At 69.0% G+C, this 16,699-nt stretch carries 13 protein-coding genes and 1 pseudogene; 6 read left to right on the top strand and 8 right to left on the bottom strand.

What is annotated here, in order from left to right; genetic code table 11:
• Positions 1–82: 82 nt before the first annotated feature.
• On the bottom strand, positions 83–883 hold the full coding sequence (locus OP79_RS10055) for a crotonase/enoyl-CoA hydratase family protein (RefSeq protein WP_033319719.1): 801 nt from the start codon (positions 881–883) through the stop codon (positions 83–85).
• A 207-nt stretch (positions 884–1,090) separates the two neighbouring features.
• Between OP79_RS10055 and OP79_RS10050 the strand changes: the two genes are divergently transcribed.
• Positions 1,091–2,710, top strand: a complete 1,620-nt coding sequence (locus OP79_RS10050; protein ID WP_033319718.1) for an acyl-CoA synthetase — start codon at positions 1,091–1,093, stop codon at positions 2,708–2,710.
• Here OP79_RS10050 and OP79_RS10045 read toward each other — a convergent pair.
• The 3 genes from OP79_RS10045 to OP79_RS10035 form a co-directional block, all read right to left on the bottom strand.
• Complete coding sequence (locus OP79_RS10045) at positions 2,668–3,300, bottom strand: hypothetical protein (protein ID WP_157857300.1); 633 nt, start codon at positions 3,298–3,300, stop codon at positions 2,668–2,670. The two genes, OP79_RS10050 and OP79_RS10045, sit on opposite strands and share 43 nt — an antisense overlap.
• 246 nt (positions 3,301–3,546) lie before the next feature.
• On the bottom strand, positions 3,547–5,538 hold the full coding sequence (locus OP79_RS10040; RefSeq protein ID WP_106972344.1) for a sulfatase-like hydrolase/transferase: 1,992 nt from the start codon (positions 5,536–5,538) through the stop codon (positions 3,547–3,549).
• 325 nt (positions 5,539–5,863) lie between these two features.
• Positions 5,864–7,366 (bottom strand): acyl-CoA synthetase, encoded by a 1,503-nt coding sequence (locus tag OP79_RS10035; protein ID WP_033319717.1) that lies wholly within the window; start codon positions 7,364–7,366, stop codon positions 5,864–5,866.
• 139 nt (positions 7,367–7,505) lie between these two features.
• Here OP79_RS10035 and OP79_RS56870 point away from each other — a divergent pair.
• The 4 genes and pseudogenes from OP79_RS56870 to OP79_RS10020 all read left to right on the top strand — a co-directional run.
• Positions 7,506–7,650, top strand: a pseudogene (locus OP79_RS56870) (transposase); the annotation flags it as partial.
• A gap of 105 nt (positions 7,651–7,755) precedes the next feature.
• Positions 7,756–8,628, top strand: a complete 873-nt coding sequence (locus OP79_RS10030; protein ID WP_033319716.1) for a hypothetical protein — start codon at positions 7,756–7,758, stop codon at positions 8,626–8,628.
• Complete coding sequence (locus OP79_RS10025; RefSeq protein WP_033319715.1) at positions 8,625–9,107, top strand: hypothetical protein; 483 nt, start codon at positions 8,625–8,627, stop codon at positions 9,105–9,107. The genes OP79_RS10030 and OP79_RS10025 overlap by 4 nt, the downstream gene beginning before the upstream one ends.
• Entirely contained in the window at positions 9,104–9,433 is a 330-nt protein-coding gene (locus tag OP79_RS10020) for a hypothetical protein (RefSeq protein ID WP_033319714.1), read from the top strand. Before OP79_RS10025 ends, OP79_RS10020 begins: the two co-directional genes overlap by 4 nt.
• Positions 9,434–9,469: 36 nt before the next feature.
• Here the strand turns inward: OP79_RS10020 and OP79_RS10015 are convergent, their stop codons facing one another.
• The 3 genes from OP79_RS10015 to OP79_RS10005 all read right to left on the bottom strand — a co-directional run bounded on the left by OP79_RS10015 (position 9,470) and on the right by OP79_RS10005 (position 12,693).
• The gene (locus OP79_RS10015; RefSeq protein WP_033319713.1) at positions 9,470–9,802 is read right to left on the bottom strand and encodes a hypothetical protein; all 333 of its coding nucleotides are present in this window, start codon (positions 9,800–9,802) and stop codon (positions 9,470–9,472) included.
• A 222-nt stretch (positions 9,803–10,024) separates the two neighbouring features.
• Positions 10,025–11,587: an acyl-CoA synthetase gene (locus OP79_RS10010; protein WP_078491698.1), complete on the bottom strand. Its 1,563-nt coding sequence runs from the start codon at positions 11,585–11,587 to the stop codon at positions 10,025–10,027.
• Complete coding sequence (locus OP79_RS10005; protein WP_033319712.1) at positions 11,584–12,693, bottom strand: nitronate monooxygenase; 1,110 nt, start codon at positions 12,691–12,693, stop codon at positions 11,584–11,586. The genes OP79_RS10010 and OP79_RS10005 overlap by 4 nt, the downstream gene beginning before the upstream one ends.
• 140 nt (positions 12,694–12,833) lie before the next feature.
• On the opposite strand from OP79_RS10005, the gene OP79_RS10000 reads away from it, so the two are divergent.
• The gene (locus OP79_RS10000) at positions 12,834–14,627 is read left to right on the top strand and encodes a serine hydrolase domain-containing protein (RefSeq protein ID WP_033319711.1); all 1,794 of its coding nucleotides are present in this window, start codon (positions 12,834–12,836) and stop codon (positions 14,625–14,627) included.
• 19 nt (positions 14,628–14,646) lie between these two features.
• Here the strand turns inward: OP79_RS10000 and OP79_RS09995 are convergent, their stop codons facing one another.
• Positions 14,647–16,209 (bottom strand): phytoene desaturase family protein, encoded by a 1,563-nt coding sequence (locus OP79_RS09995; RefSeq protein WP_033319710.1) that lies wholly within the window; start codon positions 16,207–16,209, stop codon positions 14,647–14,649.
• Between the last annotated feature and the right edge of the window lie 490 nt (positions 16,210–16,699).

Raw genomic sequence — 16,699 nt, 5'->3', positions numbered from 1 at the left:
TGGGGCTCCGCCGCGCGGGCACGACCAGCCACAACGAACCCGCAGCTTTCGAACCGCCTGACCAGCGGAGCTGCTCGCGGAGCTACTCGCGCCGGTACACCGGCGGCCGTTTCTCGGCGAAGGCACGCGATCCCTCCTTGGCATCAGCCGTATCGAAGATCGGCCACCCCCGCTTCAGCTCGGCAGCCAGCCCATCGACCTCGGTCATCTCGGCGGTCTCGTACACGGAGGCCTTCACCGCCTCGACGGCCAACGGCCCACACGCGTTGATCTGCTCGGCGATGGCAAGGGCCTTCTCCAGGGCTGTCCCGTCGGGGACGACATGCCCGATCAGGCCGATGTCGGCGGCCTCCCGTGCGGAGTACGGCCGCCCGGTGAGCAGCATTTCCAGCGCATGCGTCCGCGGAATCTGCCGCTGGAGCCGCACCGTCGAGCCACCGATCGGAAACAGCCCACGCTTCACCTCGAAGAGACCGAATGTGGCGGACTCCCCCGCGACCCGGATGTCGGTCCCCTGAAGCATCTCCGTACCGCCGGCCACACAGTGGCCCTCAACCGCGGCGATCACCGGCTTGCGCGGCCGGTGATGGCGCAGCATCGCTTTCCAGTGCAGATCGGGGTCGGCCTTGAGCCGGTCGCGGTACTGCTGCCCTTCCATGCCCTTGCCGGCCAGGGCCTTGAGATCCATGCCCGCGCAGAACGTGCCGCCCGCGCCGGTGAACACGATCGAGCGGATCGCGTCGTCCTCGTCGGCCTCGACCCAGCCGTCGTACAGGCCGACCAGCATCGGCAGCGAGAGGGCGTTCTTGGCCTCGGGCCTGTTGAGCGTGAGCACCAGTGTGGCGCCTTCGCGCTGCACGGTGAGGTGTTCCGTCCCACCCATGGCGGTCCTCCTGTCTCGGGACGAGAACAGGTTGCAGTAGGCGCGGAGGCAGTTCAAGGGTTTTCTGACAGGCAGTCAGATTTCTTCTGCGCGGACCCTTCACAGTTGGGGCGGGCTTTGCTCTGATGACCGTCGAACCGAAGGACGCGCGCATCTCTTAGTCGTCCAGTCGTCTTGTCGATCGTTTTGCCGGGGTCAGGAGGAGCGGTGGAGTACAACCTTGCCGACCTGTTCGAGTCGATCGTCGACGTGGTGCCCGACCGCGAGGCGCTCGTGTACATCGACCACCCCGGCACGGGGGCGGAGCGCCGCCTGACGTACGCCGAACTGGACGCGGTGGCCAACCGCATCGCGCACCACCTGATCGACAGCGGCGTACGCCCCGGCGAGCATCTCGGGCTGCACCTCTACAACAGCGTCGAGTATCTGCAGACCGTGCTCGGCTGCCTGAAGGCGCGGATCGTGCCGGTCAACGTCAACTACCGCTACGTAGAGGAAGAGTTGGTCTACCTCTATCGTGACGCGGATCTGGTGGCTCTGGTCTTCGACGCGGAGTTCACCGAGCGGGTGGCGGCGGCGTTGCCGCGGGCGGAGAAGCTGCGGCACCTGGTGCGGGTGGGGACCCCCGCGCCGGACGCTCCGCCGCTGTCCGCGGTGGACTTCACGGCGGCCGAGGCCTCCGGGTCCGCCGAGCGGGGCTTTGAGCCGCGCTCGGCCGACGACCAGTTCATCATCTACACCGGCGGCACGACCGGCATGCCCAAGGGCGTGATGTGGCGTCAGGAGGACCTCTTCTTCTCGGGCCTGGGCGGCGGCGCCCCGACCGGAGAGCCGGTCAAGAAGCCGGAGGAACTGGCCGAGCGGGTCGCGGCAGGCGGTGACGGGATCACCTTCCTCCCCGCCGCCCCGCTGATGCACGGCACGTCGACCCTCACCGCCTTCATCGGCTTCAACTTCGGCCAACGCGTAGTGATCCACCGCAAGTTCGTGCCCGAGGAAGTCCTGCGCACCATCGAGAAGGAGAAGGTCACCAGCATGTCGCTGGTCGGCGACGCGATGCTGCGACCGCTGATCGACGCCCTCAACGGCCCCATGAAGGGCACCGACTGCTCCTCCATGTTCAGCGTCTCGTCCTCCGGCGCGATCATGTCGGACACCGTGCGCGAACAGTTCCAGGCACTCTTGCCGAACGTGCTGCTGCTCAACAACTTCGGCTCCTCGGAATCCGGCTTCAACGGCACGGCGACGGAGGACTCGGGCCCGGACAAGGGCTTCAGGGTGCGCGTCAACTCCCGTACGCAGGTGGTGGATCCGGCGACGTACGAGCCGGTCGCGGTCGGTGAACCGGGCCGCGTCGCGCAGCGCGGACACGTCCCGCTCGGCTACTACAACGACCCCAGGAAAACCGCCGAGACCTTCTTCCAGAAGGACGGCGAGCGCTGGGTCCTCCTCGGCGACATGGCGACCGTCGACGAGGAGGGCGTCGTCACCGTCCTCGGCCGCGGCTCCCAGTGCATCAACACCGGAGGCGAGAAGGTCTACCCGGAGGAGGTCGAGCAGGCCCTCAAGGCCCACCCGGACGTGTACGACGCACTGGTGGCCGGAGTGCCCGACGAGAAGTGGGGCAACCATGTCGCGGCGGTGGTGCAACCCCGCGACGGGGCGAAGCCACTGTCCCTGGACGACATCCAGACACACTGCCGCGCTCGTCTCGCCGGCTACAAGATCCCACGCCAGCTGGTGATCACAGCCTCCATCCAGCGCTCCCCGAGCGGCAAGGCGGACTACCGGTGGGCGCGCTCGGTGGCGGTGGAGGCGAACCGCTGAGCCTTCGGTGAGGGTGCCGCCCACGCGAGCAGCGTGAACCCCAGGGCGAAGCCGAGCATCGTCCATACCCCGCGCGGCCAGAAGATATGGCTGTCGACGAAGGACCAGCCGGACACGAGGAGCACGGCAATGCCGGGAAGGATGCGCGCGCCGCGCCTCGGGAACAGGGCGACGGCCGTGGCCACAACAGCACAGATGAGGGCGTAGGCGCCCGCTTGCCCGAGCGCCTCGCCCACGTCGTAGAGGGGTCGCTTCAGCGGTCCCGGACTCGCTCCCGCGGCGGCGTGCTCGACCGCGGTTCCCGCCCCGATGCCGGCGACCGCGTCGAGCCCGGTGTAGAAGGCCGCGTAGACGAAGGAACCCACCCAGGCCACGACGGTGGCGAAGCCCGCGAGGTCGCGTCCGGGCCGTCGCCACAGGGGGACGAGGAGGCCGACCGCGAGCAGCGGAAAGACCGGCAGCAGCATGATGTGCATATCCGCCCAGTGCTCGGCCGTCGACCTGGAGAGCCCGCTGGGATGCGTGAGGCCGGCTGCGGCCAGGATCAGGGGTGCGGCGATGACGAGGATGATGTTCCGAAGGGTCGACACGCTGCGATCGTAGGTGCGGGAAGGCATCTGATCCGGCCGCCCGGGAGCGCGTCAGGGATTCGTAAGACGGTCCGCGCCCCCGGGCGCCACGGACAGCACTAGCAACTCAAGGCCCTGTCTGACCGGGTCTGACCGGCCCGCTACCAGGTCTAATTCGTACCGGCCCAGCGCGGTGAAGCAGGAACCCACCGAGACGGTCAGCCGACCGTGGTAGGAATCCCCGGGCTCTAGCCCGGGGAGCGGAAGTCAATTGGAGGGATTGGGCTGTGAGCCGTACGCGGTCAGGAAGCGGTCGCGGAAGGAGTCCATCCGCCAGACCGGGGCGTCCGAGTCGGGCTTGAGGCCGTCCGTCCAGTTCCAGTCGTCGATCTTGTCGAGTACGGACTTGTCCTGGGCGACGATCGAGATCGGCACGTCCCGGCTGGCTTTGCTGCCGCTGACCTTGGCCATCGGCTGGTGGTCACCGAGGAAGACGAGCACGGTGTCCTTGCTGCCGTACTTCGTCACGTAGTCGATGAGGCTGGTCACGGAGTACTGGATGGACTTGCCGTACTCCTCCGTCGCCTTCTCGGAGTCGTAGAAGACGTCCCCGGGCTTCTTGCCGGCCTTCTGGATGTCCTTGTAGACGGAGCCGTCGCCGACCTGGTCCCAGGGAACCGTCTTGGGCAGGGGCGCCCAGGGTTGGTGGCTGGAGGTCAGGATGATCTGCGACATCAGCGGCTTGTCCTGCTTCTTGCCGTGCTCCAGCTGCTCGAAGGCCTTCAGGGCGTACTGGTCGGGCATCGTCGACCAGCTGAACTTGGGGCCCTTGTAGCCGAGGTCCCGGGAGTCGTAGACCTGGTCGAGGCCATAGAACTTGCCCTCCGGCCAGTTCTTCTGGACGCCCGGCATGACACCCACCGTCCGCCAGTCGCCGGTGCGCTGGAAGGCGCCCGTCAGGGTCAGGTGTTCACCCGCGGTGACGACGCGGTAGCGGTTCTGGTTGTTGATCCACAGGCCTGACAGGAACGTGGAGTGGCCGAGCCAACTGTTGCCGCCATACGTCGAAGAGGTGAGCCACCCACTCTTGGCGGCGAACCCGGCCCGGGTCAGCTCCTCGTTCTTGGCGGTGAGGGTCGCGTTGACGCCCGGTGCGATGTCCTCGTCCTCGATGGCGCTGCGGCCGTAGCTCTCGATGAAGGTGAAGATGACGTCCTTGCCGCGCAGATCGGTGAGCAGCTGGTCGCCCGAGGTGTTGCCGAACTTGTCCTTCTTGGCCTCCTTGGCGAACGCCGCCTCGTCCTTGATGGTGGCGCGCACCCGCTTCACACGGTCTTCGGCCAGGGCGACCGTGCTTCTGGCGGCGAGCGGCGTGCCGGCGAGCTGGAGGCCGAGCGCCGCGCAGGTGACCCAGGCGGTTCCGACCAGCACGGTGGTACGGGTGGCCTTGTCGCGGTCGCGGGCCAGTACGTTGCTCAGCCGGAGCACGGCCAGGGTCGTCGTGGCGAGCAGGACGAGGACGAGGGCCACGACCCCGATGATGGCGGCGATCGTGCCGCCACTGCCCACCGAGTCCTCGAGATAGGCCTTCGTGTCGTCGAACAGGACCCAGTCGAGGACCACGTTGAATCCTCGGCCGAGGAACATGTTGAAGCCGATGTCGAGGAGGTTCAGCACGGTCATCACGCCGAGGCCCAGACCGGCGAGGGCCGCCGCCGCTATGCGTGGCTTGCGCGGCAGGAAGATCAGGATGCCGGCGCCGAGGATCGCCTCCACGGGGATGCGTACGAAGATTCCTGGCCGGAAGGCTTCGATCGACGTCGGCATGAGGAGCGCGAAGCACACGAGGCCGAGGGAAAGGGCCGTGATCGCCCAGCCCACGTAGCGCGCGGCGACCGGGTGCCTGTGCCGCCAGCGGCGGGCGGTGGCGGGTTCCTCCGGGGCGTCGGACAGGGTGTCGGTCGGGGCATCCGTGGGGGCGTCGGCGTCGCTCGTGGGGGCTTTCGCTTCGGTGGCGGCTTCAGCAGGTTCAGCGGGTTCAGCGATGGCTTGCTCTTCAGCGGGTTCAGCGGGTTCAGCGGGGGCTTCGGTGGTGGTCTGCGTGGCGGCGGGGCTTTCGTCGGCCTCGCCGTCCTGCCCAGAAACCTCGGCAACGGCGTCATCAGGCGTGTCCGCCGGTGGAACCTCCGGCGTCTCGTCCTTGTCCGGGGTTGTCCGGTCCGTGTCCGGCAGCTGAGGTGAGTTCGTGGTGCTCGACAACCCGGAGGTCCTTCCGTGCGTTTCCCGCTGGTGGCGCGGCGGACCGGGCCCGGGTGGTCGGGTCCGCCGATATGGGTACGGCTCGTCGGCCTCGACCGTTCAATCACCTGGGGCGATGGTTCGGGCGGGAGGGGGCTGCTGGTGGATCTCCGCGGAAGAAGGAGCGGCGTCTGGGGCGTGCTCTCGGCGTGCCGGCCGGAAGTCCTCGTACTGGACGTACTTTGGCTTTCGGCCGGTGCGGCGAGTGGGGGCACCTCCCACGCCCTTAAGGCAGTGGGGGAGCGTGCCGGGCGTCGCGACGCCGCGGAGATCCACCAGCAGCCCCCTAGTCCTGGAAGCGGCCCCGCAGCTCGCGCTTGAGGATCTTGCCGCTCGCGTTGCGCGGCAGCTCGTCCACGAACAGGACCCGTTTCGGCGCCTTGAAGCCGGCGAGCTTCTCACGGGCGTACGCGAGAAGCTCCTCCTCCGTCGCCTCGCCCCGGCGGACGACCACCGCGGTCACGGCCTCGATCCAGCGCTCGTCCGGCAGCCCGATCACCGCGACCTCGGCCACCGCGTCATGCGTGTAGAGCACGTCCTCGACCTGGCGCGAAGCAACCAGAACACCACCGGAGTTGATCACGTCCTTCACCCGGTCGACCACGGTGAAGTACCCATGGGCGTCGCGCACAGCGAGGTCCCCGGAGTGGAACCAGCCGTCACGGAAGGCCCCGGCCGTCTCCTCGGGCTTGTCCCAGTAGCCCTCGCACAGCTGCGTCGATCGATAGACGATCTCGCCCCGCTCCCCGTCCGGCACGTCCTTGCCGGACTCGTCCACGAGCCGCGCCTCGACGAACAGCACCGGGCGCCCACAGGAATCCATCCGTCCCTTGTGCTCGTGCGGCCCGAGAACCATGGCCAGCGGGCCGATCTCGCTCTGCCCGAAGCAGTTGAAGAAGGCCAGCTTCGGCAGCCGCTCCTTCAGGCGTTCCAGTACGGGCACGGGCATGATCGACGCCCCGTAGTACGCCTTGCGCAGCCCGCTCAGGTCGCGGGTGGCGAAGTCGGGGCGGTTCGACAGCCCGATCCACACGGTGGGCGGGGCGAACAGGCTGTCCGCGCGACCGGTCTCGATCAGGTCGAAGATCTTCTCGGCGTCGGGCGCGTCGAGGATGGTGTTCACGGCGCCGACCGCGAGATACGGCAGCAGGAACACATGCATCTGTGCCGAGTGATAGAGCGGCAGCGAGTGCACGGGCAGGTCGCCGGCGCTCAGGTCGAGGGCGGCGATCGCGCTCAGGTACTCGTGCACGAGGGAGCGGTGCGTCATCATCGCGCCCTTCGGCGCGGCCGTGGTGCCCGAGGTGTAGAGCAACTGCACCAAGTCCTCGGTACGCGGCTCCTCACCGTCGTACGGCGGCGTCGAGGCCAGCCGCGCGAGCAGCGAGTCGTCGGCGTCGCGCAGCGGCAACACCCGTACTCCGTCCGGGAGTTGACCGGCAAGGTCCGGGTCGGCCATCACCAGCGTGCTGCCGGACTGGCCGACGATGTACGCGAGGTCGTCACCGGTCAGGTTCTGGTTGACCGGTACGTGCACCAGACCGGCCCGCGCACAGGCCAGGAAGCCGATCAGGTACGCGTCCGAGTTGTGGCCATAGGCGCCGACCCGGTCGCCGGGGGCGAGGCCCGTGTCGCGCAACACCCGGGCGGCGCGGGAGACGGCGTCGTCCAACTCCTCGTAGGTCCAGGTCCGTTCGTCGTAGTTGACCGCGATGCGGGCAGGGGTACGGCGGGCACTGCGCCGCAGCACCCCGTCGACCGTCACGTTGGGTCCCACCGTCTCCGTCATGCCCGCTCCTTCGTCCCGCCGCTGCCCTGGCGCGATCCTCGTTCGGCGGCGCGAGCGGGTCAACTCCGGGCGTGGCGGTGACGGGCGTACAGGGCGGCAAACGGGTGAAGTCCGCCCACCACCTCACCTGGTGCTCTGACGGCCCGACGGCGCACCGATCTACGTGATCATGGATAACCTCTCCGCCCACACCGGTGACAAGATCCGCCGCTGGGCGGAAGAAGAACAAAGTCGAGTTGTGCTTCACCCCGACCTACGCCTCGTGGGCCAACCCGCAGCAGGCTGCCGGTGAACGCCTGGCGTACCGCCACTTTTCGTCCAGCCCGGCTCGGTCACGTCGCTATGATGTTGCAGGCAACGACGCATCAGGCCACGGGGGACGGGGCTGAATGTCCGACAACTGGGATGATGTCCGGGCAGGTTGGGACGCGGCAATTCGTGCGGTCGACGCTCCGGCACGGCGCGGTTCCCACGCCCGGGCGGGCAGGGCGGGCCCGGGTCTCGTCCGGCACACCATCGCCTTCACCGGTGAACCCGGCGCGGGCAAGACGATGCTGTTCCAGGCCCTTTCGGAGGGCGGCGTCCGGCTGGGCGGCGAGGAGACGAAGAAGAGCCTCGTCCCCGAGTTGGGACATCGCAACCTCATTCTGGGGTCACTGCGGATCAGGGTCTCCGCCCTAGTGGTGCCGGGGCAGGTGGCACAGGAGCGGGACCGGGCAATGACTCGCATCCTCAGCGAGTACACGTCACCTAAGGGCATCATCCACGTGGTCTGCTGGGGTCACAATAAGGTGTGGAACCGCTCCAACCAGAACCTGATGGAGCGGGCAGCGCGCGCCGGCTCCGGCGCCCTCACACCGGAGGCGATCCGGGCCTGGCACCTGGAGAAGGAGCTCGCCGACTTCGAGACGCTGTGCGAGCGCATCAACGAGACCCGCGCCGCCCAGCGGAGCCTGCGCTGGATGATCGTCGCGGTGTCGAAGGCCGACCTGTTCTGGGATCGCATCGAGGACGCGCGGGACTACTACGTTCCCGGCTTCGACGCCGCCGCGCAGCCGCCAACTGCCGAGTCCGGGTTCTCCACGGCACTTCGTGACCTGGCCGACCACAACGACATACGGATCGCCGTCGTCCCGATCAGTTCCCAACTGCTGCGGCACAGCTTCAGCGACTCGCTTCGGCCGCGCCTGAGCCAACTGGACAGCACGGGCGTTGGCGCGCTGCTCGACCACTTCTACCGGACGCTGAAGGAACTACTGTGATCCGGGGCTTCCGCCGCCGCGACGAACCCGGCGGTACCCCGAAGTCCAAGCCCCCTCTCTCCTCCGGGGACCGTGCTGCCCAGAACGGCCAGGAGTTCGAGGCCCTGCTGCAGAAAGCGGAGCGTCTACTTGCGTCCGTACGCCGTGGCGGTCGCCGACAACTGACGCTGCGCTGCCTCCAGGCCGCGGTGGTACTGGTTCCGGCACTCGTCCTTCTTGTCACCGACGCGCGCCGCGCGGCTCTGGTGGCAGTACTCATGGCGGCCGGAGTGCTGTGCGCGGTGGCAGAGCTGTGGGCGATACGCCCCGTCGTACGGACGCGTGAGCGACAGCTCGCGGAACTGAACGAAATGGTGGACACGTTGCGAGAAGTGCTCGTCCACCTGGCGAATCGGGAACGCTGGCCGGCGCACCGGGTGCGGGACGCCCGCGACCGCCTGGCCCAGTTCTCTGTCGAGGAACGCGGAGGTCTCTGGTGAATTCCCTGTTGTTGCTGGTCAGGCGACTGCTGTTGTTCGCTGGCGTTGCCGCGCTGGCCAGTCTCATCCTGCCGCAGCTCGGAGTGGTGATCGCCCGAAACACCTCGTACGCGACAGCCATCCACGACAACTGGGACGCGGCCGCAGCTGTGTCCGGTCTGCTGCTCTTCGGCGCTCTGGAGGTGTGGTGGGGTTGCTGGCTGTTGTTCACCGTGTCCGGCGGCATGGTGGACAACAACATCCCTAAGGGTGTGGCGAACCTGCTGCTTGGCGTGGCCCTCGTGGTGGTCGCCGCCGTGGTGTTGACCACCACGGTGTTCCCCTAGTGCTGTGACCGCATGGGTTCGCATGCGGTCACAGCACTAGCCAAAGCCGGGCGGGACCCGGTCCTGCGGCCCGGCAGCCATTTCCGCCGCCGCGTCCTCCGCCTGCGCCTTGCTGGCCACAGCCGGATCGGTCGAGTCCGAGACCAGCTCCGCGAGACGCAGGGTGCAGCGCCACAGCGTCGTTGCCCCCTTGATCAGCACAAAGTACGACTCGCGGTCGGCGTACCGGTACACCCGGCGCCACTTCTCCTTGATCCCAGGCATCGGCAGATACGTCTGGGCGGCGGCGCGGAGCTCCTCCAGTGCCTGATCCTTGTTCTCCGCCTCGCGGTTGATCTCGTGCTGGTAGTCACCCCACTGAACGATCACGACTCACTTGCCCATGCTCTCCGCCTCCCCCGCAACCGCGCCAGTCGCTCGCAGAACCGCCGCAGGACCACCTTGCGCACTCGATCCGTGAACAGAATTCTGGCGAGTCGGTCGCACAGTGGGTAGGGCGGGCCCGTACCCGCAGCGAGAGAGGCCTCCGCAGGGGCGGCCGCCCCGCCCTCACCACCGCGCCCACTCCGGCGAACCTTCCCGGTCAAAGCACTAGACGGGCCGCGTGCGCCCCTCCCAGTACGGCTCCCGCAGCCGTCGCTTGTACAGTTTCCCGTTCGGGTCGCGTGGCATCGTCTCGATGAAGTCGACGCTCTTGGGCCGTTTGTAGCCGGCCAGTTGCCGTTCGCAGTGGCCGAGGATCTCGGCGGCCAGTGCCTCGCCCGGTGTGAAGCCGGGGGCGGGCTCGACGACGGCCTTGACCTGCTCGCCCCAGTCGTCGTGCGGGATGCCGAACGCGGCGGCGTCGGCGACGGCGGGGTGGGTGAGCAGCGCGGACTCGATCTCGGCCGGGTAGATGTTGACGCCACCCGAGATGATCAGGTCGATCTTGCGGTCGCGGAGGAAGAGATAGCCGTCCTCGTCGAGATAGCCGAGGTCGCCGACGGTGAAGAAGTCGCCGATGCGGTTCTTCTTCGTCTTGGTCTCGTCCTTGTGGTACGAGAATCCGCCCGTGCTCATCTTCATGTAGACGGTGCCGAGTTCACCGGGCGGCAGCTTGTTCCCGTCTTCGTCGAAGACGGCGAGTTCGCTGATGGGCCAGGCCTTGCCGACCGTGCCGGGCTTCTTCAGCCAGTCCTCGGCGGTCGCGAAGGCTCCGCCGCCCTCGCTGGCCGCGTAGTACTCCTCGACGCAGTTGCCCCACCAGTCGATCATGGCCCGTTTCACATGGTCGGGGCAGGGGGCGGCGCCATGGATGGCATGCCGCATGGAGGAGACGTCGTAGCGGGCCCGCACCTCGTCGGGCAGCGCCAGCAGGCGGTGGAACTGGGTCGGGACCATGTGCGTATGCGTGCACCGGTGGGTGTCGATGAGGCGCAGCATCTCTTCGGGCGTCCACTTGTCCATCAGGACGAGGCGGTGGCCGATGTGCAGGGACGCGCCCGCGAACTGGAGCACGGCCGTGTGGTAGAGCGGCGAGCAGACGAGGTGCACGTTGTCGTCGAAGGGTTTGATCCCGAAGATGCCGAGGAAGCCGCCGAGGTACGACTCCTCGGGGAGCTTGCCGGACAGGGGGCGCCGGATGCCGCGAGGGCGGCCCGTGGTGCCCGAGGTGTAGTTCATGACCCAGCCGAGGGTGCGGTCGCCGGGCGCCGACTCGGGCTGTCCGTCGGTGAGTTGGGCGTACGGCCGGAAGCCCTCGACCGCGCCGACCGCGTACCGCCGCCCCTGCGGCAGCTTCGCCTCGTCGGCGGCGTGCCGTGCGGCGTCCGCGAACCGTTCGTGCGCGATGAGCACCTTGGCCCCGGAGTCGGAGACGATCCAGGCGATCTCGGGGCCGACGAGGTGGTGGTTGACGGGGACGAGGTAGAAGCCCGCCTGCGCGGCGGCGAGGTACGCGGTGAAGAACTCGACACTGTTGGGCAGCACGACCGCGAAGGCGTCGCCGCGTTCGAGCCCGGCGGCACGCAGCCCGTGGACGAGGCGGTTGGTCTCGGCGTGCAGCCGTCCGGCGGTCCACTTCTCCCCGTCGGGGGCGATCAGGACCGTACGCTCTGGGTCTGCGGCTGCCTGGGCCCAGAAGCCGTTGGCGGAAGCATGGGGGGCCTGGGTCACTCCTCGCTCCTTCCAGCGATCCGGTTGATTCGGTCGACGGCCCGCTCGAAGCCGCGGGTGAGGTCGTCGAAGACGGCCTGGACACTGCGCTCGCTGTTCATCCGGCCGACGATCTGCCCGACGGGCGTGCCGAGCAGCGGCTCCACCTCGTACTTCTGGATCCGCGAGACCGCCTCGGCGACGAGCAGGCCCTGGAGCGGCATGGGAAGCGTTCCGGGCCCGTTCGGGTCGTCCCAGGCGTCGGTCCATTCGGTACGCAGCTGCCGTGCGGGTTTCCCGGTGAGCGCACGCGAGCGGACCGTGTCGCCGGATCCGGCGGCGAGAAGTTTCCGGGTCACGGCCCGCGAGTGCATGTCGGCCTCGGTGGTGGTCAGCCACAGGGAGCCGAGCCACGCCCCCTGGGCGCCGAGAGCGAGCGCGGCTGCCACCTGCTGTCCGCTGCCGATGCCGCCGGCCGCCAGTACGGGCAACGGATCGACGGCGTCCACGACTTCGGGCGTGAGCACCATCGACGCGATCTCACCGGTGTGCCCGCCCGCCTCGTAGCCCTGGGCGACGACGATGTCGATGCCCGCCTCCGCATGCTTACGAGCGTGCCGGGCGCTGCCCGCGAGCGCGGCGACGAGCACGCTCTGGTCGTGAGCGCGCGCGATGACGTCGGCGGGCGGTGAACCGAGCGCGTTGGCCAGCAACTTGATCGGATAGTCGAAGGCGACGTCGAGCTGGTTGCGGGCCACCTGCTCCATCCAGCCGGTGATACGCCAGCCGGACGCCTCGCCCTCGGCGAGTTCCGGCACGCCGTACTTGGCCAGCGTGTCCTTGACGTACTGCCGGTGCGCCTCGGGGATCATCGCCTCGACATCGGCCTCGGTCACGCCTTCGACCTTCTTGGCGGGCATGACGACATCCAGGCCGTACGGCATGCCGTCGACGTGTTTCTCTACCCAGTCGAGGTCGCGTTTGAGGTCGTCGGGGGCGGTATAGCGGACCGCGCCGAGCACACCGAAACCGCCGGCCCGGCTGATGGCCGCGGCGACGGCGGGGAACGGCGTGAAGCCGAAAATGGCGTGCTCGACTCCCAGTTTCTTACTCAGCTCCGTCTGCATGGCCGCAGGATGCCGCAGTCCTGTGGACGAGGGAAGACCTTTTCTGATGCGCCGTCAGATTTCTGCGAGGTACGTCGGTTCTCCCTCGAGCGGGGCAAGATACTTCTCAGCGGCGACGACTCGCTACGGGAGGCTTCTCGATGACCGAAGGCGCAGCGGGCAGAGCAGGTAGAGCCGGCAGCGACGGACTGACCCGTCGCCAACTCCTCGGAAAAACCCTGGCGTTGGGCGGCGCACTGGCCCTCGTACCCTTCCCGGCGGGCCCCGCCTCCGCCGCGCCCCAGCACGGCCGGCCCACCCTGCGGCCCGGAACCCCCGAGCAGGCGGGCCTGCTCGCCGGGCATCTGCGCCAACTCGTCGCGGACGCCGAGAGGTTCCTCGGCCCCTCCCCCAAGTACCCCTGGTACGCGGGTGCCGTCTTACTCGCCGGACGTGGCGGCACGGTCGCCCTGCATCAGCCGATCGGCAAGGCTGTGCGCTACTCCGCGTACGACGAGAAGACCGACACCGGCGTGGAGTTCCCCGCCAAGCAGCAGATCCCGATGGCCGAGGACACGGTCTTCGACCTCGCCTCGGTCTCGAAGCTGTTCACCTCGATCCTGGCCGTGCAGCAGATCGAGCGGGGCGCTCTGGAGCTGGAGGGGAAGGTCGCCTCGTATCTGCCGGAGTTCGGGGGCGCGGGCAAGCAGGACATCACAACCCGTCAGCTCCTCACGCACACCTCCGGGTTCCGCGCCTGGATCCCGCTCTACAACGCACCGACGTACGAGGAGAAGCTCCAACTCATCTGGAACGAGGCGCCGGTCGACCCGCCGGGCACCAAGTACCTCTACTCGGACCTCAATCTGATCTCACTCCAGCTGGTCCTGGAGGAGATCACCGGTCATCCTCTGGATGCACTGCTCCGGAGCGAGATCACCGCTCCACTCGGGATGCACCGCACTCGCTACAGCCCGCCCGCCTCCTGGAAGCCGAAGATCGCCGCCACGGAGGACGCCCGCAAGCCCTGGTCCGGGATCGACCGCGGCCTGGTGTGGGGCGAGGTGCACGACGAGAACGCATACAGCCTGGGTGGGGTCGCGGGCCACGCCGGCGTCTTCTCCAACGCCTGGGACCTCGCGGTCCTCGGCCGTACGCTCCTCAACGGCGGCTCGTACGGCAGGGCCCGGATCCTGGAGCCCGAGTCGGTGGAGCTGATGTTCACCGACTTCAACACCGCGTTCCCCGGCGACGAGCACGGCCTCGGCTTCGAGCTCTACCAGCACTGGTACATGGGCGCGATGGCCACCCCTCGCACCGCAGGGCACACCGGTTTCACCGGCACCTCGATGGTCCTCGACCCGACGACCGACTCCTTCCTGATCGCGCTCGGCAACTCCGTTCACCCCGTACGCAGTTGGCGATCCGGCTCCGCACCCCGGGTCGCCACCGCGAACAACCTGGCGCGTGCCGTCCCGGTCCGGCCCGCGCGAGGGCGTACGGCCTGGTTCTCCGGCATGGCCACCGCGACGTCCGCGACGCTGACGCTCCCCGCGCTCGCCGTCCCCGCAGGCGGGCGGCTGCGCTGCGCCCTGTGGTGGGACACCGAACCCCGCTCCGACGCCCTGTTCCTGGAGTCCTCGGCGGACGGCGGCACGACGTGGCAGCCGGTGCCGTTCACGACGCGGCGCCAAGGCGAGGAGGCACAGGAGCATCCGGCGGGTTCGGTGACCGGCTGGTCGGGCCGGGCCTGGCACCGGCTCACCGCGGACCTCGCCGCGGCCCCACAGGTCCTGCTGCGGTGGCGGTACACGACGGACCAGCTCTACGTCGGCCGCGGCGCCTATGTGGACGCTCTGCGCATCGAGGCCGGCGACCGCGTCGTCTTCGACGAGTCCAGACCGGCGGACGCGGCCCGCATCGAGGCGGCAGGCTGGACGCCGTCCGACAACTGATCAGAAGCCCCCGCCCCCGCTACTGACCCTCCAGCACCGCCATCGCCGCGTTGTGCCCCGGCACCCCGCTCACCCCGCCGCCGCGCACGGCGCCCGCGCCGCACAGCAGGATGTTCGCGTGCCGGGTCTCCACGCCCCAGCGGCCGGTGCCTTCCTGGGCGTAGGGGAAGGCGAGGTCGCGGTGGAAGATGTTGCCGCCGGGCAGCCTCAGGTCGCGTTCCAGGTCGAGGGGGGTCTTCGCCTCGATACAGGGCCGGCCGTCGGCGTCCGTGGCCAGGCAGTCGGCGAGCGGTTCGGCCAGGTGGGCGTCCAGTTGGGCGAGGGTCGACTTGAGCAGTTCCTCGCGTACGGCGTCGTTGTCGTGGGCGAAGAGCCGGGCCGGAGTGTGCAGGCCGAAGAGGGTGAGGGTCTGATAGCCCCGCTGGACGAGGTCTGGGCCCAGGATCGTGGGGTCCGTGAGGGAGTGGCAGTAGATCTCGGAGGGCGGCGCGGCGGGCAGCTCGCCGGACGCGGCCTGTGCGTGTGCGGTCGCCAACTGCTCGTATCCCTCGGCGATGTGGAAGGTCCCGGAGAACGCCTCGCGTGGATCTACGGAGGGGTCGCGGAGCCTCGGCAGTCGCTTGAGCAGCATGTTCACCTTGAGCTGGGCGCCCTCGGCGGGGGCGGGCGGCTCCTCCCCTGTGAGGTTCGCGAGTTCCTGGGGCGAGGCGTTCACGAGGACGTGCCGGGCCGCGACGACTCCTTCCGCGTCCTCGGTCCGGTACGTGACCTCGGCGGCGTGTCCATCGCTCTCGACCCGGACCACGTCGTGCCCGGTCGCGATCACGGCACCCGCCGCGCGGGCGGCTCCGGCCAGCACGTCGGTGAGGGCGCCCATGCCGCCGACCGGTACGTCCCAGTCGCCCGTGCCGCCGCCGATCACGTGGTAGAGGAAGCATCGGTTCTGCCGCAGGGAGGGATCGTGGGCGTCCGCGAAGGTGCCGATGAGCGCGTCGGTGAGCACGACGCCGCGTACGAGATCGTCGGCGAAGGTCTCCTCGACGGCCACGCCGATCGGTTCCTCGAAGAGGGTCCGCCAGGCCTCCGCGTCGTCGATGCGGCGGCTGAGTTCGTCGCGCGTGGGCAGCGGTTCGGTGAGGGTGGGGAAGACCTGCTTGGCGACGCGGCCGGTCATGGCGTAGAAGCGCCGCCAGGCCCGGTACTCGCGGTCCGAACCGGTGAGCCGAGCGAAGGCCTCACGGGTGCGCCGTTCGCCGCCGCCGACGAGCAGTCCGGTCGGCCGTCCTTCGCGTTCGGCGGGCGTGTACGAGGACACGGTGCGGCCGCGCACCCGGAAGTCGAGGCCGAGATCCCGCACGATCTTCCGGGGCAGCAGGCTGACCAGGTACGAGTACCGGGACAGGCGTGCGTCGAGCCCGGCGAACGGCCGGCTGGACACGGCGGCGCCCCCGGTGTTTCCCAGCCGTTCCAGTAGCAGTACGGACTTCCCCGCGCGGGCCAGGTAGGCGGCGGCGACCAGACCGTTGTGGCCGCCGCCGACGATCACGGCGTCGAATTCCTCGTGTCCCTTGAGTGCACGCATGCCTCTTCGTAACACGGGGTGATCTAGGTCGGCCAGAGATACGTAGCAGGCGGCGGTGCGCCCGGACGGTTCCTTTCCCCAGCCCCGCCCCTTCCCGGCTGTATCAATTTGCGGCTCCGCCGCGTGGGGGGGGGCTGCGCCCCAGGCCCCCCCCAGGGGGTGGTGGGTGACACTGCGTGTGGCGGCTGCGGGTGCGTCGTGGCTGGTCGCGCCCGCGCGGCGGAGCCGCACATTGATACAGCCCCGCGCCCCTAAAAAGCCTGCGCCTGCCCTGACGTCCCGGAAAAGCCCGCACCCCGACGGACCCGTCACTTGCCCGCCGGCGGGAGGGGGCGTGGGCCGGTGCGTCGTATGCCCGTCGCTTAGGTTCGGTCTCGGAGAACCAGGACCTTGTACCAGGCCAGGGCCGTATGCCCGCCCTGCGACGGGCTGACGCACCGGCCCACGACCCCGCACCCCCCACCCAGGGGCGCGGGGAACGGCGCGAGCA

It is taken from the genome of Streptomyces yerevanensis (genome assembly GCF_000716805.1).
In the GTDB taxonomy this organism is placed as follows: domain Bacteria; phylum Actinomycetota; class Actinomycetes; order Streptomycetales; family Streptomycetaceae; genus Streptomyces; species Streptomyces flaveus.
This window is presented reverse-complemented; position numbering and strand designations above follow the sequence as displayed.